The following is a 20,711-nucleotide window of genomic DNA, read 5'->3' as shown; positions in this document are numbered from 1 at the left end:
GATCGGACATACGAGGCGGAAGGGACGCATGGGGCGCAGGCATAACGAGTGCACAACACCCGGGGCGTGAGACGCCAAAAGCGATGCACGATTCGCACCTGCCTGCGATTATCAGGACCGCTTCACTGAACCTCCACATCGAGCCACGGAGGCGAAGCACCAAGGACAGGGACCCGGGCGCTCTATCCTTGTCCCCGGCAAGGTCACGGACCCGCCCACACCCGGGCACCAGCACCACAGGCCACCACACCCGGCCCCCGTAGCTCAGTGGATAGAGCAGGCGCCTTCTAAGCGCTTGGCCGCAGGTTCGAGTCCTGCCGGGGGCGCCTCTCCCCGCCCTCCCCTCCGGGAGGGCTTTTCGCTGGTCGGAGCATCTCTCCGCGGGCGGCCGCAGCGGACACGCGCGGCATTCCCCGACTCCTCCCGACCCCCTCCCGACCCGCGTTGAGCGCCGTGAGCGCCTCAGGGACGCCTGAACCGGGCGTCATTCACCGTTCGGGATCCGAAAACTGTCCGAAAATGGCCCCGGAGTCACGCCACCGCTCGGCGCTGCTCGACACCGCTCAGCCCGTCACGACGCCGTCGAGAAGCGGCACACCCGCCCTTGACCAGCCCATGGTTCCCCCATGGACCACCGGTCGGAAACCAGCCACGCTTCGGTCACCAGGCGTTGGCCCACGGCGGAAACGATGCGGCGGATCGTTCGATCCCCTCCCAGAGGCCGCAACTGCGGACACGGCCTCTCCCATCCGACGAAACGACGGCCCACCCATGAAGCGACGACCCATGAGACGACCCGTGAGACGCCTCTCCCCCGGTCTTGCCCCCGGCGCCACTCCCGCCCTCGCCCTCGCCCTGTGCGCACTCCTCTCCGGCGCGCTGCCCGCCCACGCCGCAAGCCACTCCACCGGCCATTCGACCGGCAACCCGGTCGACGGGCACAGCAACAGCTACGGAACGAAGGCGTCGTACGAGCCCGGGCAGAACCCGCGGACCTACCAGCCCGCACCCCGGGGATTCCAGCCGGTGTTCACGGAGAACGTCTCCCGGCACGGGTCCCGTGCCGCGACCGACAGCGAGGACGGGGACCTCGTCCTCAAGCTGTGGGACCAGGCGGCGAGTGAGGGTCAGCTGACCGGGGCGGGCAAGGAGTTCGGGCCCCGGGTGCGGGCGCTGCTCGACGCCATGGCCAAGGTCGGGTACGGGAACCTGAGCGGGCGCGGCAGGCAGGAGATCCAGGACACCGCCGTACGCATGGAGAAGCGGCTCCCGGGACTCTTCGCGCACATCGCGAAGGACGGCGAGCCGATCGACGTCGTCAGCTCCGGGCAGGGGCGCGCGGTGGACAGCGCGGGCGAGTTCGCGACCGCGCTCACCAAGGCCGACCCGGCGCTGAAGCCGCTGATCGGGCCCGCCCGCGCGGACGAGGACCTGCTGTACTTCCACAAGGCGGCCGGGGGCGCCGCGTACCGCGACTACATCGACAACGACAAGCGGCTCGCGGACACCCTCAAGAGCGTCACCGACCAGCCGGCCACGCACCGCGCCGCCGTGAACGTACTGAAGAAGATCTTCAAACCGGCGTTCGTCGCACGGATCTCCGCGGGTGAGTTCTCGGACATCGGCAGCGACGTCGACGCGGCCGAGGCGGTCTACAACCTCTACGGCATCGCCCCCGCGATGCGCGCCGAGAGCCCGGGCGGCGCGGGCTGGCACATGGAGCGGTACATCGCGCCCCGCGACGCCGCCTGGTTCGGATATCTGAGCGACGCCGAGGACTTCTACGAGAAGGGCCCCGGCTTCGCCGACAGCGACATCACGTACAAGATGGCCGGCGTCCTGCTCGACGACTTCTTCAAGAAGGTCGAGGCCAGGCGGGACGGCACCAGCGACCTCGGCGCGGAACTGCGCTTCACGCACGCCGAGGAGATCATTCCGCTGGCCGCGCTGATGGGTCTGCCGGGCAGTACGAAGCCGGTGACCGCCAAGCGCCCGTACACCTACGCCGACAACCCCTGGCGCGGCGCGTCCGTGGCGCCGATGGCCGCGAACATCCAGTGGGACGTGTTCCGCAAGGGCCACACCTATCTCGTACGCATGCTCTACAACGAGAAGGAGACCGCGTTCAAGCAGGGCTGCCGCCCGGTGTCCAAGGGCAGCGCGTTCTACGAGCTGAACGAACTGGAGCGCTGCTTCGGACATACGCACCCGACGTCCTGAAGACCGGGCGAGCCCCACTAATCTGTCCGCCATGAACGCATCGGGGGACATGGTCGACGGGCGGTTCGAGCTGCTCGCGCGGCTCGGCAGCGGCGGTATGGGGACGGTGTGGCGGGCCCGCGACAGCGTGCTGCACCGGGAGGTCGCCCTCAAGGCCGTACGCCATGACGCGGCGGCCTCCGCCTCCGTCCGTGAGCGGGTGCTGCGCGAGGCGCGGGCGCTCGCCCGGATCAGCCACCCGAACGTGGTGATGATCCACCACATCATCGACGACGACCCGCACCCCTGGCTCGTCATGGAACTCGTGGACGGCGTCTCGCTCCAGGAGCGGCTGGCCGACGGCCCGTTGAGCCCGTCGGAGGCCGCCCGTCTCGGCCGTCAGGTGCTCGCCGCCCTGCGCGCCGCGGTCGCGGCGGGCATCCAGCACCGGGACGTCAAACCCGCCAACATCCTGCTGCGCGCCGACGGCTCCGCCGTGCTCACCGACTTCGGCATCGCGGCCCTCCAGGGTTCGACCGCGCTGACGGCGACCGGCGAGCTCATCGGCTCCCCCGAGTACATCGCCCCCGAGCGGATCCGCGGCAACGACGACGACCCGGCGTCCGACCTCTGGTCCCTGGGGCTCGTCCTGTACGTCTGCGTGGAGGGCATCAGCCCGTTGCGCCGCGGCACCACCCTGGGCACCCTCGCCGCCGTCCTCGACGAGGCCGTGCCGCCGCCGGTGCGCTCCGGCCCGCTCTCGCCCGTGCTCCAGGCCCTGCTCGTACGGGATCCGGCGGCCCGCCCCGACGCGGCGCGGCTGGACGCGATGCTGGCGCAGGTCGAGTCCGGTACGACTCCGGACTGGGCGCTGCCGACGGCGACGGCCCCGCTGCCGCCCGGCCCCACGACGGCCCCGACGCACGTCCTGCCCGTCCCGCCCGCGTCCGGCGGCACGATTCCCGGCGGCTCCGGACCCGGAGACCGTGGACCCGGCTCCGGGCCGGGCAGCACGGTTTCCGGCGGCTCCGGGCCCGGCAGTGCCTGGCCCGCCGAGCCGGTCGGCGAGCACCCGACGCGCGTCCAGAACCTGTCTCCGCGGGGGCGCAGGGGGCGCCCGGCTCTCATCGCCACCGTCGCCGTCGTCGTGGCCGCCCTCGCGACGGCCGCGACCGCGCTCGTGCTCAACCTGCGCGAGACGGACGGCGACGACGGCAAGGCCAAGGGCGGCGGCGTTTCGGCGTCCGGCACCGCGACCTCCCCGTCCTCGAAGCAGACGCCCACGCCCTCGTCGACACCCGCGCCGTCGAAGGAGGCCTCGCAGCCGGCCGCGTCGCCGTCCAAGGACGCCACCACCCCGCCCGCCACCGGCGGCCGATGGATCGCCCAACTGTTCTCCGAACCGGTCGGCTCCGGCACCGCCACGCGGGACCAACGGCTCGCGACCATCCGCAAGACCGTCCCCGAGGCGGTCTACGTCCGCAGCGACGACTACGCCTCGCTCCGCCCGGGTTTCTGGGTCATCTACGCCCCGGGCCCGTTCACCGACGGCCGCGCCGCCCTGAGCTTCTGCGCGGAGCGGGGCAGGACCACGTCGACCACCTGCGTCGGCCGATACCTGAGCACGGCGTCGGCGGACTACAGCCTCCAGTGCAGCCCCCCGGCCGACAGCCCGAAGGGCCGCTGCACACGCCAGTGAGCCGGGTCCCGACGCGCCGGTGAGCCGGGTCCCGACCCTCGGCGCAACCCTGACGCGACCCTGAGGCGCCCCCACCCCACCCCCGACCCCACCCCGATTCCTCCCCGATGTCATCCCGGAGATGTGTCAGAAGTCTTTGACAGGTCCAGGAGACAGCTGTCAGTCTTTTCTGACAGGTACGAAGGAAAGGGGCGCGATGCCCGAGGCCCCGCCTCCGGAACCGACCGGCGACGAGCTGCTGAAGGTGCTCTCCGCGCTGGGCAATCCGCATCGCCTGCGGATCGTCGCGGCCCTCATGGAGCGCCGGAACTACGTCAGCGCGCTGGCTCGCGAGATCGGTATGGGCCGCCCGCTGCTGCACATGCACCTGCAGCGGCTGGAGGCAGCCGGACTGATCGTCGGCACGCTCGAACTCTCGGAGGACGGCAAGGCGATGAAGTACTTCGAAGTCGCCCCGTTCTGCTACCGCCTGACGCCGCACGTCATCGCGCGGGCGGCCACGACGATCACCGAGCAGGCGCAAGAAAAGACAGACAAGACGGACAAGGCAGGCAAGACGAATGAGGCGGACAAGGCGGATCCGCCCGCGAAACCCGCGAGGACCACGAAGACCGTGAAGACCGCGAAAGAGGAAGCCAAGTGAAGGAGCAACTGGTGACGACCGCCGCGAGCGCCGACGACCTGGGGGTTCTGGTCGGCGCCGTCGGCGCGGCCGGGCTCTTCTCCCTGCTGATCGTGATCGTCTGGCAGGTCGCCGCCACCTGGCGCGCCCGGATGCTGGCCGCCCGCGAGCAGCAGTACAAGGAGTTGGCCGCGAAGTACGCCCAACTCCTCGAGGACACCGTGGAGTTGCAGCGCCGTACGGTCGAGGAGCAGCGGCAGACCCTCGACGAGCTGACGCAGACGCGACTGTCGGTCAACTCGATGGAGAAGATGATGCGCGAGATCGAATAGCGGGCGACGCCCAAGGCCTTGCCACCGCACTACTGCTGAACCGAACCACCGCGCGTACGGCCGGGAGCGCCAACTCCCGGCCGTACCCAAGCGGAACGACATCCCTGACACACATCCCGAACGCCACGGCAGGTCGTGACACCTGTTGCGCCGTGGTGCGGGCCCACGTGCGCCCCGGGCCGGTCATGGACCGGCGGCGCGCTCCACACGAAGGAGACTACTCATGCGTGCGCTGCTCCAGCGCGCCACCGGTGCGCCCGGCGGCCGGCGCGGAAAATGGCTCGTCCTCGCAGCCTGGCTGATCCTGGCCGTCGCACTCGGCCCACTCGCCGGAAAGCTCGGCGACGTCGAGGACTCCGGCGCCAACGCCTTCCTGCCGGGCGGCGCCGAGTCCGCGCGGGTCAACACGGAACTGGAGAGGTTCCGTACGGACCCGATCATGCCGGCGGTCGTCATCTACACGAACGACACCGACACCGGTACCGGTGTCGGTACCGGCGATGGCGACGACGGCGCGATGAACGCCAAGGCCACCGCCGACCGCACCGCCTTCGCCCCGTTCGTGCCCACCGGCGAGAAGGTCTCGCAGCCGGTCCCCTCCGACGACGGCAAGGCCCTGATGACCGTCGTCCCCCTGGACTCGGAGGACGAAGTCACCGACAAGGTCGAGGAATTGCGCGCGGTGGCGGCGGCGAACGCCCCGCCCGGCGTGGACGTCGAGGTGGGCGGCCCGGCCGCCTCCCTCACCGACTCGGTCGCGGTGTTCGACACCCTCGACTCGACCCTGATGATCGCCACCGGTCTGGTCGTGGCCGCCCTGCTGCTCATCACCTACCGCAGCCCGATCCTCTGGCTCTTCCCGCTCCTCGCGGTCGGCTTCGCCGCCGTCCTCACCCAGGCCGCCACCTATCTGCTCGCCAAGTACGCCGATCTGCCGGTCGATCCGCAGAGTTCGGGCGTCCTCATGGTGCTCGTCTTCGGTGTCGGCACCGACTACGCGCTGCTGCTGATCGCCCGCTACCGCGAGGAGTTGCACCGCCACGAGGACCGGCACACGGCGATGCGGATCGCCCTGCGGCGCTCGGGCCCGGCCGTACTCGCCTCGGCCGGCACCATCGCGGCCGGCCTCGCCTGTCTGGCCTTCGCCGACATCAACTCCTCGCGCTCGCTGGGCCTCGTGGGCGCGGTCGGTGTCGTCTGCGCCTTCCTGGCGATGGTGACGGTGCTCCCGGCCCTGCTGGTCGTCGCGGGCCGCTGGGTCTTCTGGCCCTTCGTCCCGCGCCACGGCACCCCCGCCCGCAAGCCCCGCACGGTGTGGGCCCGTATCGGGAACGCGGTCGCCCGACGCCCCCGCTGGTCCTGGCTGATGTCCGCCGCCGTCACGGGCGTACTCGCGCTCAGCGCGGCCGGGATCAACCTGGGCCTGACCCAGGCCGAGATGTTCCAGGACAAGCCCGAGTCGGTCGTCGCCCAGGAGAGGATCTCCGCCCACTACCCGTCGGGCGCCTCGGACCCGGCGACGATCGTCACCGACTCCGACCGGGCCGCCGAGGTGCGGGAGTCGGCGCGGTCGGTGCCCGGTGTCGCCCGCGTCGGGACCGGCGACCGTACGCCGGACGGCCGGCTCGCCACGCTGGACGTCGTACTGAAGGACGCCCCCGACAGCCGGGCCGCCAAGGACACCGTCGACGCCCTGCGCGACGCGGTGCACCGGCAGGGCGCCCTGGTGGGCGGCACCACCGCGGAGGCACTGGACACCCAGCGCGCCGCCGACCGCGATCTCACCACGGTCATCCCGATCGTGCTGCTGGTCGTCCTCGCCGTACTCGTCTGGCTGCTGCGTGCCCTCGTCGCCCCGCTGCTGCTCCTGGCCACCGTCGTGCTGTCGTACTTCGCGGCCCTGGGCGCCTCGAACCTGCTCTTCGAGCACGTCCTGGACTTCGCGGGCGTCGACTGGTCGATCCCGCTCATGGGCTTCGTCTTCCTGGTCGCCCTCGGCATCGACTACAACATCTTCCTTATGCACCGGGTGAAGGAGGAGGCCACCCGCCTCGGTCACTCCCGGGGCGTCCTGGAGGGCCTGACCAGCACCGGAGGCGTGATCACCTCCGCGGGCATCGTCCTGGCCGCCACGTTCGCGGTGTTCGCCGGGCTGCCACTGGTGACGATGGCCCAGATGGGCGTCATCGTCGGCATCGGCGTCCTCCTGGACACCTTCCTCGTCCGTACGGTCCTGGTGCCGGCCCTCGCCCTCGACCTGGGCCGCTGGTTCTGGTGGCCCGGCCGACTGTTCCGCGAACCGGGGCCGGACCACCGCCAGGAACCGAACAAGGAGGAGACTCATATGCTTTATCACCCCATATGAAGGAGCTTGGTGGATGATGCCCCGTTGAGCACCGTTACCCCCTGTGGGCCGTCGCGTTGAACGGGCAGTGCGGTCGCGTCGGAGCAGCCGCGCTCACCGAAATCGAAGGAGTGAACGTGATGTCTCGCATCGCGAAGGCAGCCGGTGTGGCTCTCGGCACGGGTGCCGTTGTGATCAGTGGTGCCGGTCTGGCCATGGCGGACGCGGGCGCCGAGGGCAAGGCCGTCGGCTCGCCCGGCGTCCTGTCGGGCAACGTCATCCAGGTCCCGGTCAACGTGCCGGTCAACCTCTGCGGCAACACCGTGAACGTCATCGCCCTGCTGAACCCGACGTTCGGCAACGAGTGCGCGAACGTCGACGAGGGCCCGAAGGGTCACCCCGGCCCCAAGGGACACGGCCCCAAGGGCTACGGCCACTGAGTCACCGCACCCACGCGAAGGCCCCCGGCGGTACACACCACCGGGGGCTTTCCCCTGTTCACCCGTCACCGGCCACCGGCCACCGGCAGACCGAACGTACCGACGGATCAGATCCACCGGTGGATCAGACGTACCGGTAGATCCGGCTGTGGTCCTCCAGTTCGTCCGGTGTCACGCCCCACGGCGGCATCTCCTCGTGCCGCGCCACCACGCGCCCCCGCTGCCGGTCCCCGAGTTCCGGCGGCGACTCGGGCAGATACCGGGCCCCCTTGTGCCGCTTCTGCCAGCGGGTCCAGAGCAGGTCCACGAAGGAGTGGTGCAGCCAGAAGACGGGGTCGTTGACCGACGCCCCGCCGAGCATGTGCCCGCCGACCCAGCGGTGCACGCGATTGTGGTTGCGCCAGGCGTCGTTGCCCTGCCCGGTCCCCCACCCTTCGAGCTTGTTCCGGAAGCCGCGGGAGGAGGTGGAGTCCCAGGGCGCCGTGTCGTACACGGGGTCCTTGAGGGCCCGCGCGAGCTCGTCGGCGGTCGGGAGGGCGAGTGGATCGTGGGGCCGGCCGAGGTCGCGCATGAGGTACTCGCCGTCGGTCATCGACTCCTTGACGACCCACTTCTTGTGCCGGTAGGCGAACGGTCCGGTCGTCACCTGCCGGTCGGAGCGCCGCCCGTTGCCTCCGAGCAGGTCCTCACCCCACAGCGAGGCGGCGGGCGTCCGGTCCTTCGTCCAGTCCCAGTACGGCACGGACACCCCGGAGTCGACCCGCCGCAGCGCCCGCTCCAGCTCCAGCAGGAACCGCCGGTGCCAGGGCAGGAAGGAGGGCGCCATATGGGCCGTACGCAGCCCGCCGTCGCCGTCCGACACATAGTGCTCGATGTGCATACGGACGAACTCGTCGTACTCGCCGGTGCGTTTGATCTCCAGGAACGCGCCGACGAGCCTGCGCCGCTCGGCCCCTGTCAGCGCGCTCACGTTCTTACGCGTGTACGCCATGCGCGTGCCCCTCCCCCGGGTCCGCCTCCGCCTCCGCGGCGGCCGCGCGCAGCCGCAGTGTGCCGCCCAGTTCGTCGACGGCCCCGCGGGCGGCGGCGAGCGGCGTCGGATACGACTGGTAATGGTCGACCATGGTCAGATAGCCGCCGTCGGCCCGCCGCATGAGATGCAGCGGCCGGCCGTCCACGGTGACCCGCCACTGCCCGGCGGGGGCCGCGCCCGCGGCACCGGCGCGCCGGACACCACTCGCCGTGCCCTCGACGACCGCGGCGTCTTCAGCGCCTGTGGCGTCCTTGAACCCACGGATCCACCGTCCGCGATACATCTCGTCGAACTCGGCCCCGAACTCCGCCTCGGACTCGCCCGGTTCGCCGGACGCGGGCGGCTCGGCGCGCGACGGGCGCGACGGACGCGAGGCCGCGACGAGGGGAGCCAGGGCGGCGGCGACGGCCGCGACGAGCAGCCCTCTCAGGACGTCCCGCCGCGTGCCGTTCACCGCTCCCACCCGCACTCCTCCATGAACTGTCCGGCCCGAGCGGCCTGTCGGCCGGGCCGGCCCGTGGTGTCTACAGCCCGGGCGCGAGGCCCAGGTTCGCCCCCGGCGCCGCCTGCAGAACCGGCGCCAGAAGACCGGCCTCGGGCAGCTTCGGGGCCGGAAGGCCGAGCTTGTCCGCCTGAGGCGCGGTCAACGGAGCGTCCAACGAGGCACCCGGCGTCAGGGCACGCAGGTCCGACGTGGGCGTGCTGGCGGCGACGTGGTCGAAGGTGTCCCCGAGAACGCGCGGCACCGGCGTACGCAGGTCGAGGGACGGCAGGTCACTGGTGACCGGCAGCTGCGGGACGGCCCGGTCCGGCAGCAGCCGGCCCTCGACGTACCGCGGCCCGTCGGGGTTGCCCGGCGTGGGCAGCGGCAGGGTGCCGCCGATCCTGGGCATCTCCATGTTCAGCGAGTTCTCCACACCGTCCAGCGGCACGGCGACCGGGATCCCGTCGGCCGCGACGGCGGGCGTCGCGACGGCGGCCGCCACACAGGTGACGACGGCGGCAAGAGTTCCTCGGGTGGTCGACTTCATCTCAGGCACGGGCCTTTCGGGATTCGGGGGCTGCGTCCGAAACGCGTAACGACACGGCGAACGACATCAGGTCAAAATTCCCCCGGTGGATGCAATTGTCAGCTCGTCCAGAAGTCCCACCAACGCGTCAACACGAGCATTCCGATGATCCCCAGATGCAGAACCGGCAGCACCCACGTGAATTCGGCGAGGAATCCCTTCGCCCAGCCGGGTGCGGGCAGGAATTCATTTCGTACGTTGAACGACGTGACGTACCAGAACATGATGATCGTCGCGATCCAGGCGAGGCAGCACCACAGGCACAGCGCGTTGATGCTGTACAGCGACTCGTACTGGAGCCATGTCACGAAGCCGACGCCGAACAGCGTGCCCGCGTCGAGCGTCAGCCAGTACCAGCGCGGGAACGCCGCACCGGCCAGCAGGCCCGCGCCGACGCAGATCACGATGCCGTACGCGACCAGACCGAGCATCGGGTTGGGGAACCCGAAGGCGGAGGCCTGGTCGCTCTTCATGATGTTGCCGCAGGAGACGACCGGGTTCAGGCTGCAGCCCGGGGTGAAGTCCGGGTCCTCCAGCAGCTTGAACTTGTCGATGGTGATGACCCAGGAGGCCAGCAGTCCGGCCGCGCCCGTGATCACCAGCAGCAGGGCGAACGCGCGGCCGGCGCCCGCTGTGCGCATCGTCAGCCGCGCAGGCTGCGGGCCGGGAGGAGGGCGTGCGCCGCGCTGTTCAGGGTCTTCTCGTCGCCGGCGAAGGCGGCCAGCGTCTCCGGTGCGACGGGCTTGCCCGGCTCGGCCTCGGGCCAGGGGCGGGTGGTGAACAGGAAGTAGGCATAGCCGCGTTCGCCGACCGCGGCGAGCCACTCCGGCGGCACGGTGCACTGGGCGTTGAGGTGGGCCATGGTGACGACGGCCTGCCCGGCCTCGACGAGGAGACCGACGGGGAAGCTGGGCTGCCGGGTGCCGTCGACGATCTCGTCGCCGATGGGCAGGCCGCTGCGGTGCAGCAGTTGCTCGACGGCGGCCGTGGAGCCCTCGGGGCCGCCCTCGCCGTCACCGAGCGAGTAGGCCAGCAGGAACGGCATGTCGCCGTCGGGGTGTTCGCCGCTCCACGCCATGACGACGAGCGTGCCGAGGTCGGCGGCACGGAAAGGACGCGTTTCGCTTGATGTTGAGGTCACCGCGGAACCGTATCGACGCGCCGGAATGCGTCCGCTCCGTTTCTCACTCGCCCGGGGGATTTCCGGCCGGGTCTCCACACGAACGGGGGACTGTGTCGAACGGCCGGAAAGAAGAATCGGAACGGCACGGACAATCGGAGAACACGACGAAGGGCCGGTTCCGTGTGATGCGGAACCGGCCCTTCGTCACTTCCGGAAGTCGCGTCCGATGCCGCGTCCGGAGTTTCGTCCGAAGTCACTTCTGGAGGGGAAGTCCGCCCAGGAGCCCCGTGGGACCCTCCGCCGAGTTGAGGGCCTTCGTCGCGCCGTCGACGGTGTTCAGCACGGAGTCCTTGTTCGACGTGTCGAGCGCGTTCGACTGCGACTGCAGGGGCATGGCGTCCGCGGCGTCCACCGGCTCGGTGGTGAGCGCGCCGAGCGCCGAGTCGAGGCCGCCGTTGAGACTGGAGGGCGTGAGGTCGGCGGCAAAGGCGGGCGCTGCGGCAGCAGCGATGACCAGGGACCCGGCGACGACAGCGGCGGCCTTCAGGGACTTCATCGTGTTCCTTTCGTCGGCAACTCGCGTCGCCGGAGGGAAATTTCGCTGAACTGCACCCTGCCCAACGATCCCCCTTCTGGACGGAAACTCCGTTCACCGAAAATTTCTGGAAGCCACCCAATTGAAGGGTGTGTCAAATCGTCAAATGGGATCCCTCATATGAAAACAGCCGTCGGGCCGGCCCGGGTGACGGGCCGGCCCGACGGGTCGTTCAGGAGGGCAGCAGGCCGCCGGTGGGCAGGGGCAGCGCGCCCGTGGGCAGGGGCAGCTTGGGCAGACCCGGCAGGTTCGCCGCGGGCAGGCCGCCGCCCAGCACCGTGGCGACGACGACGTTGACGAGGCCGGTCACGACGGCCAGCGCGGCCGCCGCGACACCGGCGACGTCACCGCTGGTGGCGGCCTTGACCAGGGAGTCGACCGCGGCCTGCAGGGCCTTGAGCGCGTCGGCCTTGAGGTCGAGCGGGATCTCGGCGGCCGCACGCTGGGCGTCCTTCGGCAGCGGCAGCGCGGGGGCCGCCGGAAGCTTCGGCACCTCCGGCAGCGCGGCCGGCGGGGCGACCGGCGTGACGGGGGTGACCGGCGTGGCCGGAACAGCGGGCTTGGCGGGGGTCGTGGGCGTGGCCGGAGCAACCGGCTCGACCGGCGACGTCACGGCGTCGGGCGTCGCGGGCTTGGCCGGAGTGGTCGGAACGGCGGGCGTGGCCGGGGCGGCCGGTGCCGTCGGGGTGGGCGGTGCGGTCGGCACGGCCTGGTCCCGCTCGGCCTTGACCGGCGGGGTCAGCGAGCCTGCGGCCGGGGCGGCCGCGGAGGCCTTGGCGATGGCGGCCTTCACCGCGTCGGCGAGCTTGGCCGCGTCGGCGGCGGGGAGCTGGCCGTTGTCGGCCTTGAGCACGGCGTCGAGCAGGTCGGTGACCGGCTTGAGCACTCCGCCGACGTCGCCGAGGCTCTTGACCTGCGCCAGCAGAGCGTCCGCTCCGGGCACCGGCGCCTGGGCCGCTATGGAACGGGCATCGCGGGTCGAGTCGTGGTCGGCGGCCACGGCGGCCGGTCCGGCGATCCCGAGCAGAAGCGTGGCGCAGAGTGCGGGGGCCGCGATACGCCGTGCGGGCAGAGCACGCATGGAGGGGTCCTTTCGGTGGTGCGTACGGATCTTGTGCTCACCGTGGAATCGGTGAGCACCTCCTGCAACCGAACGACCGCGCTCCGTAGCGGCCCGGGCGGGCCGCCGCGTCCGTTGTCCCTGGTGAGGTGCCATGCCCGGGTGTTTCCCCGGCGTTCGGCGCCCCTCCGTCCATTCGGGGCAACGCGGACCGGCCGCCCTCCCTGTGGGAGGACGGCCGGTCGAGGGCTGCGCAGCGACGTCAGTCGTTGGCGCACTCGTTGCCGAACGCCGGGTTCAGCAGCGCGATGACGTTCACGGTGTTGCCGCAGACGTTGACCGGCACGTGGACGGGGACCTGGATCAGGTTGCCCGACAGGACGCCCGGGGAGTGGGCGGCGAAGCCGTGCGCGTCACTGTCGGCGGCGGCGACGCCACCGGTGCCCGCCATGGCGGCGGCGGCAACGGAGGTAAGGACCAGGCCCTTCGCGATACGCGACATGGAGAGGTGCTCCTTGGGATTGACACAACAACCCGGGCGGGGTGCCCGGCTCTGGATCAACGCGCGGCACTGGCGCGGGTTGTGCCACCAAATGGGTGAAGTCCCCGACCGGGTGCCGGGCGGCGGACGGGCCCACGACGGCGCCTCCGCCCGACGCGGCGTCAACCAGTGTATGCAGCATGATTACGACACACTTGACGGGTTTCACCGATAAATACGGATAGCAGCTACAGTTGCGTTCCTCCTCAGGCCGCTTGAAACAGACGGGGAGTCATGGCGGCACCCATGTGATGTCCACAGCCTGTCCGTCCGCAGGGTCAGAACCTCTTCCCGAATTCCCCCGAAAGGGCAACGCCGGTCATGCGCAATTCCCTGGGTCCTCTGCTGCGCCGTGGGATGGTGGGTGCCTTTTCCCTCGCCTCGCTCTGGGCACCGGGAGGACCGGCGGCGGCCGCGCCTGCCATGCCCACGACGTCAACCACGTCGACGACGTCAACGGCGCCGGCGGCCGAGGCCGAGAGCCTCGCCTTCACCCAGCGGTACCGCGCGCTCCAGCACGGCGGGATCGTCCGGGCCGCCAACTCGTCCATCACCTGCCGGCGGCCCGTCGAGCGGTCGGCGGCGTCCTGTCCCGCCGCACGCGAGGGCCGGGCGGCCGCGAACGACGACAACGACGACTTCGAGATGTTCTACATCGACGTCGACAACGACCCGAACACCTACAACTCCAGCCGCGCCGAGGTCCGTCCGCCGGCCGGCGCCCGGGTCTCGTACGCGCGGCTGTACTGGGGCGGAAACCTCCGCGTCGGTGAGCAGAAGCCGCCCAAGGACAACGGGCGGGTGCTGATCGCCGAACCGGGCGGCCAGTACAAGGAGGTGCTCGCGGACACCGTCGTCGGGCACCGGGTCGCGCACGGCGCGGACGCCTTCCAGGCCTCGGCGGACGTCACCTCTCTGGTGCGCTCCAGCGGCGCGGGCGCCTACACCGTGGCGCAGGTCAATGTGGCGATGGGCCACTCGGCGGCCGGGGCGTGGGGCGGCTGGACGCTGATGGTTGCGTACGAGAAGGAGTCGGAGCCGCTGCGGCACCTGGCGATGTGGGACGGGTTCGACCCGCTGGGCGCGGGCAGGGACCAGACCGTCCGGCTGCCCGGCGTGAAGTTCCCCGAGGGGGCCACAGGGCGTGCGGGGCTCGTCGCCTACAACGGTGACCGTGGGCGGACCGGCGGCTCGCTCACCCTTGTGGCAGGCGGCCTGACGACCCGTCTGGCCAACGGCGTGAACCCCCGTGACGACGTACTGAACTCGACCATCAGCGAGCCCGGCCGGACGGCCCCGGGACGCACACCCGCGTATCCGAACACGCTCGGGTACGACTCCGACGTCTTCGAGCTCGACAAGGGGCTGCGGCACGGCGGTGACCGGCTGGACTTCCGCCTGGTGTCGCCGCGCGACACGGCGTGGGCCGGAGCGCTGTTCGTCGCCGTCGACGCGAAGCGCTGACACCGCCCGCCCTCCTCTCTCCATGAACTCTTCTCTCTCCACGAACTCTCCCGTGAGTTCCCCGTGACCTCCCCCTGAGCCCCTCCGAGCGCCACCCGTGAGCGAGGAACGCACGCATGCAACTGTCACCGCCCGGCCCTCGGCCGCGGGTCCTGCACGTCTCCCAGCCCGTCGACGGCGGGGTGGCCCGCGTGATCACGGATCTCGTACGGGCCCAAGTGGCCGCCGGGACCGAGGTCACCGTCGCCTGTCCGGCGGGCGGCTCACTCGCCGCGGCGGCCGAGGCACTGGGCTGCGGCGTACGGACCTGGCACGCGACCCGTTCGCCCGGGCCGTGGCTCGCGCAGGAGGTACGGAGTCTGCGCCAGGTCGTGCGGGAGGTTGACCCCGACGTGGTGCACGCGCACAGCGCCAAGGCGGGCCTCGCGGCGCGGCTCGCCGTGCGCGGGCGGGTGCCGACCGTGTTCCAGCCGCACGCCTGGTCGTTCGAGGCGGCCGGCGGGGTCACCGGGCTGCTCGCACTCAACTGGGAGCGGCTGAGCGCGCGTTGGGCCTCCAGGGTGGTGTGCGTCAGCGAGGCGGAGCGGCGGACCGGGCGGCGGTCGGGGATCGCCGGGCGGTTCACCGTGATCCCCAACGGCGTCGATCCTGAGCGCTTCCACCCGGCGTCGGTCGGAACCGTACGGGCCGGGATCGAGCTGCTCGACGGGGTCGATCCGGCGGCGCCGCTCGTGGTCTGCGTCGGGCGGCTGTGCCGGCAGAAGGGGCAGGACGTCCTGCTCGACGCCTGGCGCGAGGTGACCCGGCGGGTGCCCCAGGCGCGGCTCGTGCTGGTGGGCGACGGGCCCGACGCACAGGCGCTGCGCTCCGCCGCTCCCGAGTCGGTGTTGTTCGCCGGGGCCGTCACCGATGCCGTGCCCTGGTACCAGGCCGCCGATCTGGTGGTCCTGCCGTCCCGTTGGGAGGGCATGGCGCTGGCACCGCTGGAGGCCATGGCCTGCGGACGGCCCGTCGTGATCACCGACGTGGACGGGGCGCGCGAGAGTCTGCCGCCGGGCCAGGGGCCGCGCTGTCTGGTGCCGTCGGAGCGGCCGGCCGAACTGGCCGCGGCCGTCGCCGAGTTGCTGCTCGACCCGCTGCTGCGCGAGTCGCTCGGCCATCAGGGGCGCCGGTACGTAACGACCACGCACGACTTCGGGCGCACGGCGAAGGCCGTCGCCGAGGTGTACCGCGAGCTGATCGGCACCCGGCCGACCCGGTCGACGCGGCCGAGAGGACGGAACACGGGCGTGGAAGCCACCGAGTGCAGGGAGTCCATCCACACGTGACTGCGGAAAGTACCGTTCCCTCCCCCGGTGGCCGGCCGCGGGCGACGGACCACGGATTCTCGCCCGTCTCGGTCATCCCGCCGCGCGAGGCCGCCGGCGGCTTCAGATTCCCCAGCGGCGGACGGCCGTTCGTACGGCGGCCCTCGCGGCTGCCGCTGCCGGCCGTGGACGTCTGCGCGGCACTGCTCGGCGGCGGCCTGGTGCTGCCCTGGACGCATCCGCTTCCGCTCGCCTCGCTGGTGCTCGCGGTGCTGTGGCTGAACGCGCACGGGTCGCTGTACCGCGCCGCGCCCGTCCCCGCGATGCTGGACGAACTGCCCGCCGTCTGCGGCCGGATCGCGGTGGGCTGGTGCGCGCTCGCGGCCCTGCTCGCGGCGTACTCCCCGGACCACGCGCTGTCCGCCCGCACCCTGGTCCTCGGCTGCGCGGTGCAGTCGGCGGCGAGCTGTCTGGGCCGTGGTGTCGTGCACGGGCGGCGGCGCCGGGCGCTGCTGCGTCGGCCGCGCGCGGCCTTGGTGGTCGGCCGGGCCGCGATCGCTCAGCGTGTGGCCGCCGCCTTCCTGCGCCACCAGGCGTGCGGGGTACGGCCGGTGGGTGTCGTCTCCGACGAGAGCTCCGGCGGTGAGGGGCTGCCCGTCCTGACCACGGGCGAGGAGGTCCAGCGGGCGCTCATCCAGAACGGCGTGCAGGACGTGCTCGTCGTGGGCCCCGCCGCGCGTGCCGAACAGGGGCCGCTGCTGCGGGCCTTGGGCGAGTCGGGCTGCGCGGTGTGGGAGGTGGACGCGGACTCCCCGGCGTACGAGAGGACGGACCGGCTCGCGGGGTTCGCCTGTCGGCGGCTGCCGGTGGGGCGGCGGTACGGGAGCGCCGGAAAGCGGCTGCTCGATGTGCTGGTGTCCGGGGTGCTGCTGCTGATGGTCAGTCCGGTGCTGCTGGTGTGCGCGGTCGTGCTGCGGATCGGCGACGGGCCCGGGGTGGTGTTCCGGCAGGAGCGGATCGGCAAGGACGGGCGGCCGTTCACACTGCTGAAGTTCCGTACGCACCGGCCGGTCGACGCGCACGAGGCGGCGACACGGTGGAGTGTGGCGAACGAGCACGAGATGAGCTGGTTCTGCCGCTTCCTGCGCCGGTCCTCGCTGGACGAGCTGCTCCAGCTGTGGAACGTCTTCTGGGGCGACATGAGCCTGGTCGGTCCGCGACCCGAACGGCCTTATTTCGTGGGCCAGTTCAGCCAGACCTACCCCGGTTACGCGGCCCGCCACCGGATGCGGACCGGGATCACCGGGCTCGCGCAGATCCACGGGCTGCGCGGTGACACCTCGATCGAGGACCGCTGCCGGTTCGACAACGCCTACATCGACAACTGGTCGCTCTGGCAGGACGTGTGCATCCTGCTGCGCACCGCCGCCGCACTCGTGCGCCCGACGGGGAGCTGACCGCGTGACCCAGCTGCTGACCGCTCCTCCTCTCACGACCGCCGTCTCGGCGCCGCGCCGCTTCCTTCCCGTGCTGCCCGTGGTGGCCCTCGTCGCCATGATGGCGCTGCCGGTCTCCGGGGGCGGCGACTCAGGAGGCGGCACCGTCGCGGACGCCGTGTCGGGGCTGGTCGTGCTGTACTGCGCGATCCGCCTCGTACGCGACCGCCGGCGCCCCCTGTCCCCTGCCGCCGCCGTCGTGCTCGCCCTGCCCGTCGTCGGGATCGCGCTCGCCGCGGCGGGGGCCGGCTCGCCGGGGGCGGGGATCACCGGACTCGTGCGCTATCTGCAGATCTTCGTGCTCGTCCCCGTGGCGGTCATGCTGCTGATCCGCGACCGCCGGGACGCGCGGCTGGTCGCCTGGTCGCTCATCGGGCTCGCGCTGTGGCAGGGGGCGATCGGGGTCCATCAGTACGCGACCGGGACCGGGGCCTCGTACATGGGCGAGGAGATCCGGGCGGTCGGCACGTTCGGGGCGGCGGACGTCATGGGGATGGCGACCGTGGTGTCCTTCGGCGTGGTGTGCTCGCTCGGGCTGGCGCTCGGCGCGGGGCCGGGCCGGCAGCGGACCGCGGCGGCGCTGTGCTCGCTGGTCCTGCTGCTGCCGCTCGCGCTGTCGTTCAGCCGGGGCGCGTGGATCGCGACGGCCGTGACGTGCGGGGTCCAGCTGGCGCTCGCCGGGATGCGGCGGGCGGTGAAGGTGTTCGCGGTTGTGGCGGCCGCGTCGGTGGTTCTCGTGGGCGGGCTCGGGGTGGGCACCGCGATGCTCCAGGAGCGGATCAGCAGCATCACGCAGGTCGCGGACGCGCCGGACCAGTCGGTGACGGACCGTTACACGATGTGGGCGGCCGCGGTCGACATGTGGCGCGACCAGCCGCTGACCGGGGTCGGGCTGAAGGGATTCCCCGACCACCGCGACGGGCACGCCTCGCTCGCGCTGTCGTCGGGCAGTGACACGGAGGGCGCGGGCGCCGGCTTCAAGCGCCAGCCGCTCCTGTCGCCGCACAACATGTACCTGCTGATCCTCAGCGAGCAGGGGCTGCTGGGTCTGCTCGCGCTGGCCGGGAGCTGGCTGGCGCTGCTGGTGTGCGGGCTGCGCAGACTCTTCCGCGCCCGGCGCCACTCGTCGGGCGCCCTCGACTGCGCCCTCGTGGCATGCGGCCTGCTGACCTGGCAGCTCGTCGACTTCGCGTACGCCGACATCGGCGGCCCCTCGACCGCACTGACCGCGGTCCTCTTCGGCCTCGGCGCCTGGTGGGCGCTGGCCTCCGAGGAGGCCGGGCAGCGATGACGGTAACGCCCTCCCGGGCGGAGGGGGAGGACGCGGTGGTCCGGGCCGGGGGTCGTGGTGGGTTGAGGCCGGGGGCCGGGGCTGGGGGTCGGGATCGGCTCGGTTCGGGGCCGGATTCCGGGGACCGGCTTGGTTCGGGGCCAGGGACCGGGGACCGGCTTGGTTCCGGGTCAGGGACCGGGGCTGCGGAGCACGGTGTGACACCCGCGCCCGCATCACTGTCCACGCATACCCCCGCACTCGCGCCCGAGGGCAGGACCGGCGCGTTGCCCGCGGCCCGGGTCGCGCCCGTCGGCGATGCCGAGCCGTCCGCCGAGACCGAGCAGGGCACCGACGCCGCGTCGGCCACCGGTGTCGCCCCGCCCACCCGTGGGTTCCTCGCCAAGGCCACGCTCGTCACCGCTGTTCTCTCCATCGCCGGGGCCCTGCTCGGTCTCGGCCGGGATCAGGCGCTGGCGCATCTCTTCGGGGCCGGGACCGAGACGGACGCCTTTCTGGTGGCGTGGACGGTGCCGGAGGTCGCGGCGACGCTGCTGATCGAGGACGGGATGGCGTTCGTGCTGGTCCCGGCGTTCAGCCTGGCGGTGGCCAGGCGGGCGCGCGGGACCACCACAGGCACCGACCCCGTCCGCGCGCTCGTCGCCTCGACACTGCCGCGCCTCGCGCTGGCCTTCGTGGCGGTCGCGGCACTGCTGATGGCCGGGGCGCCCTACCTGGTCGCGGCCCTCGCGCCGGGGCTGCCCGACCCCGGGCTCGCCGTCGACTGCACGCGGCTGACCGCGACCTGCGTCCTGAGCTTCGGGCTCGCCGGTTACTGCAGCGCGGCCCTGCGCGCGCACCGCCGCTTCCTGGCGCCCGCGGCCATCTACGTCGCCTACAACACCGGCATCATCACGGCGATGTTCGTCCTCGGCGGTCGGTGGGGCGTACGGTCGGCGGCCGTCGGCGTCGCGCTCGGCGGCTGTCTGATGGTGGCGGCACAGGCGCCCTCCCTCGCCCGGCAGCTCTTCGGCCGCCACCGGTCCGCCCCGGAGACCGAAACAGCCGCCGCACAGGGCGGCCCGGCGCCCCTCGACGGCCCCGAGGTCGGCAAGGCCACCAAGATCCCCGAAGTCACCGAGGTCGCCGAGGCCACCGACGACCCGGTCCCCTCTGTGAAGCACTCGGTCGAACTCGCCCTCATCGCACCCGTGCTGATGTTCGCCCTGTGCCGTCAGTCGCAGGTCCTCATCGAGCGGTTCCTCGCCTCGACCCTCCCCTCCGGAGCCATCTCGCATCTGAACTACGCGCAGAAGGTGGCCCAGATCCCGATGACGCTCTCGCTGATGCTCTGCACCGTCACCTTCCCGGTGCTGGCGCAGGCGCTCGCCGAGGGTGACACCGAGCGGGCCCGCACCCGGGTGGAGCGCGATGTGGCGGTCGCCTCGTGCATGGTGCTGCTGGGCGCTGCCGCGGTGTTCGCGTGCGCGCCGCAGATCATCAACCTCCTGTTCCAGCGAGGCGCGTTCACCGCGCAGGACACGGCGGCGACGGCCACCGTCATGCGGGTCTACTCCGTCGGACTGCTCGGGCACACCCTGGTGGGCGCGCTGGTGCGGACGTACTTCTCGGCCGGCCGGCCCACCTGGTACCCGCTGGCCGCGATGGCGGCGGGCATCGTCGCCACCTCCTGGATCGGCGCGGGAACCGTCGACGCCTGGGGCGTGCGCGGGATCGCCGCCGCCAACGCCATCGGGATCACCGTCACCGCGGCCCTGCTGCTGTCCGGCATGGGCGAGCGGCGCAGCGTACCGATCCGCACCCGCCGGGTCATGCACGAACTGTCCAAGCCGGTCCGGGCCGCCGTGTGCGCGGCCGTCGCGGGGGCCTTCTGCGCGAGCCGCGTGGACTCCCCCGAACTCGCCCTGGCCGTCGGCGGTCTGACCGTGACCGTCGTCTACGTCCTGCTGCTCCGGGTGCTCGGCGTCAAGGCCGTCGCGCCCGCCTTCCGTACCGCCCTCCGCTCCGTCACACGAAGGCTGCCGCATGTCCGTTTCCGCTGACACCCCCGACCTGACCCGTACCGACCCGCGCCCGGCCGCGCCCCTGTGGGTGG

The 20,711-nt window shown here is 72.0% G+C and carries 19 protein-coding genes and 1 tRNA gene; 12 read left to right on the top strand and 8 right to left on the bottom strand.

Annotation, left to right across the window (positions count from 1 at the left end):
• Positions 1 to 253: 253 nt before the first annotated feature.
• The 7 genes from JEQ17_RS30260 (at position 254) to JEQ17_RS30230 (ending at position 7,636) form a co-directional block, all read left to right on the top strand.
• Positions 254 to 326: transfer RNA gene (locus JEQ17_RS30260), tRNA-Arg, on the top strand.
• A 460-nt stretch (positions 327 to 786) separates the two neighbouring features.
• A complete protein-coding gene (locus tag JEQ17_RS30255; protein WP_200398099.1) occupies positions 787 to 2,220 on the top strand; it encodes a histidine-type phosphatase in 1,434 nt (477 codons plus the stop codon).
• Positions 2,221 to 2,251: 31 nt separating this feature from the next.
• The gene (locus JEQ17_RS30250) at positions 2,252 to 3,898 is read left to right on the top strand and encodes a serine/threonine-protein kinase (protein ID WP_200398098.1); all 1,647 of its coding nucleotides are present in this window, start codon (positions 2,252 to 2,254) and stop codon (positions 3,896 to 3,898) included.
• A 196-nt stretch (positions 3,899 to 4,094) separates the two neighbouring features.
• Entirely contained in the window at positions 4,095 to 4,541 is a 447-nt protein-coding gene (locus JEQ17_RS30245; protein WP_200398097.1) for an ArsR/SmtB family transcription factor, read from the top strand.
• The gene (locus JEQ17_RS30240; protein ID WP_200398096.1) at positions 4,538 to 4,852 is read left to right on the top strand and encodes a hypothetical protein; all 315 of its coding nucleotides are present in this window, start codon (positions 4,538 to 4,540) and stop codon (positions 4,850 to 4,852) included. The genes JEQ17_RS30245 and JEQ17_RS30240 overlap by 4 nt, the downstream gene beginning before the upstream one ends.
• A gap of 223 nt (positions 4,853 to 5,075) precedes the next feature.
• Entirely contained in the window at positions 5,076 to 7,217 is a 2,142-nt protein-coding gene (locus JEQ17_RS30235) for an MMPL family transporter (protein ID WP_200398095.1), read from the top strand.
• Positions 7,218 to 7,336: 119 nt separating this feature from the next.
• Positions 7,337 to 7,636, top strand: coding sequence for a chaplin (locus JEQ17_RS30230; RefSeq protein WP_200398094.1), 300 nt, complete (start codon positions 7,337 to 7,339; stop codon positions 7,634 to 7,636).
• A gap of 124 nt (positions 7,637 to 7,760) precedes the next feature.
• Here the strand turns inward: JEQ17_RS30230 and JEQ17_RS30225 are convergent, their stop codons facing one another.
• The 8 genes from JEQ17_RS30225 to JEQ17_RS30185 all read right to left on the bottom strand — a co-directional run bounded on the left by JEQ17_RS30225 (position 7,761) and on the right by JEQ17_RS30185 (position 13,019).
• Entirely contained in the window at positions 7,761 to 8,627 is an 867-nt protein-coding gene (locus tag JEQ17_RS30225) for a tyrosinase family protein (RefSeq protein WP_200398093.1), read from the bottom strand.
• Positions 8,611 to 9,132, bottom strand: coding sequence for a tyrosinase cofactor (locus JEQ17_RS30220; RefSeq protein ID WP_234048426.1), 522 nt, complete (start codon positions 9,130 to 9,132; stop codon positions 8,611 to 8,613). Before JEQ17_RS30220 ends, JEQ17_RS30225 begins: the two co-directional genes overlap by 17 nt.
• Positions 9,133 to 9,193: 61 nt before the next feature.
• Complete coding sequence (locus JEQ17_RS30215; protein WP_200398091.1) at positions 9,194 to 9,700, bottom strand: hypothetical protein; 507 nt, start codon at positions 9,698 to 9,700, stop codon at positions 9,194 to 9,196.
• A gap of 98 nt (positions 9,701 to 9,798) precedes the next feature.
• Positions 9,799 to 10,380: a vitamin K epoxide reductase family protein gene (locus JEQ17_RS30210; RefSeq protein WP_200398090.1), complete on the bottom strand. Its 582-nt coding sequence runs from the start codon at positions 10,378 to 10,380 to the stop codon at positions 9,799 to 9,801.
• Positions 10,381 to 10,382: 2 nt separating this feature from the next.
• Complete coding sequence (locus tag JEQ17_RS30205; protein WP_200398089.1) at positions 10,383 to 10,880, bottom strand: DUF5949 family protein; 498 nt, start codon at positions 10,878 to 10,880, stop codon at positions 10,383 to 10,385.
• A gap of 235 nt (positions 10,881 to 11,115) precedes the next feature.
• On the bottom strand, positions 11,116 to 11,418 hold the full coding sequence (locus JEQ17_RS30200) for a hypothetical protein (protein WP_055618007.1): 303 nt from the start codon (positions 11,416 to 11,418) through the stop codon (positions 11,116 to 11,118).
• A 211-nt stretch (positions 11,419 to 11,629) separates the two neighbouring features.
• Positions 11,630 to 12,538, bottom strand: a complete 909-nt coding sequence (locus JEQ17_RS50190) for a hypothetical protein (protein ID WP_234048425.1) — start codon at positions 12,536 to 12,538, stop codon at positions 11,630 to 11,632.
• 241 nt (positions 12,539 to 12,779) lie between these two features.
• Positions 12,780 to 13,019 carry a chaplin gene (locus JEQ17_RS30185; RefSeq protein ID WP_200398086.1) on the bottom strand — a complete coding sequence of 80 codons (240 nt, stop codon included), beginning with the start codon at positions 13,017 to 13,019 and terminating at the stop codon, positions 12,780 to 12,782.
• Between the two features lie 360 nt (positions 13,020 to 13,379).
• On the opposite strand from JEQ17_RS30185, the gene JEQ17_RS30180 reads away from it, so the two are divergent.
• The 5 genes from JEQ17_RS30180 to JEQ17_RS30160 all read left to right on the top strand — a co-directional run bounded on the left by JEQ17_RS30180 (position 13,380) and on the right by JEQ17_RS30160 (position 20,658).
• Complete coding sequence (locus JEQ17_RS30180; protein ID WP_200398085.1) at positions 13,380 to 14,522, top strand: DUF3344 domain-containing protein; 1,143 nt, start codon at positions 13,380 to 13,382, stop codon at positions 14,520 to 14,522.
• A gap of 116 nt (positions 14,523 to 14,638) precedes the next feature.
• Positions 14,639 to 15,850: a glycosyltransferase gene (locus tag JEQ17_RS30175; RefSeq protein ID WP_200398084.1), complete on the top strand. Its 1,212-nt coding sequence runs from the start codon at positions 14,639 to 14,641 to the stop codon at positions 15,848 to 15,850.
• Positions 15,847 to 17,286, top strand: a complete 1,440-nt coding sequence (locus tag JEQ17_RS30170) for an exopolysaccharide biosynthesis polyprenyl glycosylphosphotransferase (protein WP_200398083.1) — start codon at positions 15,847 to 15,849, stop codon at positions 17,284 to 17,286. Before JEQ17_RS30175 ends, JEQ17_RS30170 begins: the two co-directional genes overlap by 4 nt.
• Positions 17,287 to 17,290: 4 nt before the next feature.
• Positions 17,291 to 18,616: an O-antigen ligase family protein gene (locus JEQ17_RS30165; protein WP_407700096.1), complete on the top strand. Its 1,326-nt coding sequence runs from the start codon at positions 17,291 to 17,293 to the stop codon at positions 18,614 to 18,616.
• Complete coding sequence (locus JEQ17_RS30160) at positions 18,613 to 20,658, top strand: lipid II flippase MurJ (protein WP_407700095.1); 2,046 nt, start codon at positions 18,613 to 18,615, stop codon at positions 20,656 to 20,658. The genes JEQ17_RS30165 and JEQ17_RS30160 overlap by 4 nt, the downstream gene beginning before the upstream one ends.
• The last annotated feature ends 53 nt before the right edge of the window (positions 20,659 to 20,711 follow it).

Origin of the sequence: Streptomyces liliifuscus, assembly GCF_016598615.1 — a bacterium.
Classification (GTDB): Bacteria; Actinomycetota; Actinomycetes; order Streptomycetales; family Streptomycetaceae; genus Streptomyces; species Streptomyces liliifuscus.
Note: the sequence above shows the minus strand (reverse complement) of the source record. Positions and strands in the feature narration are given on the sequence as shown.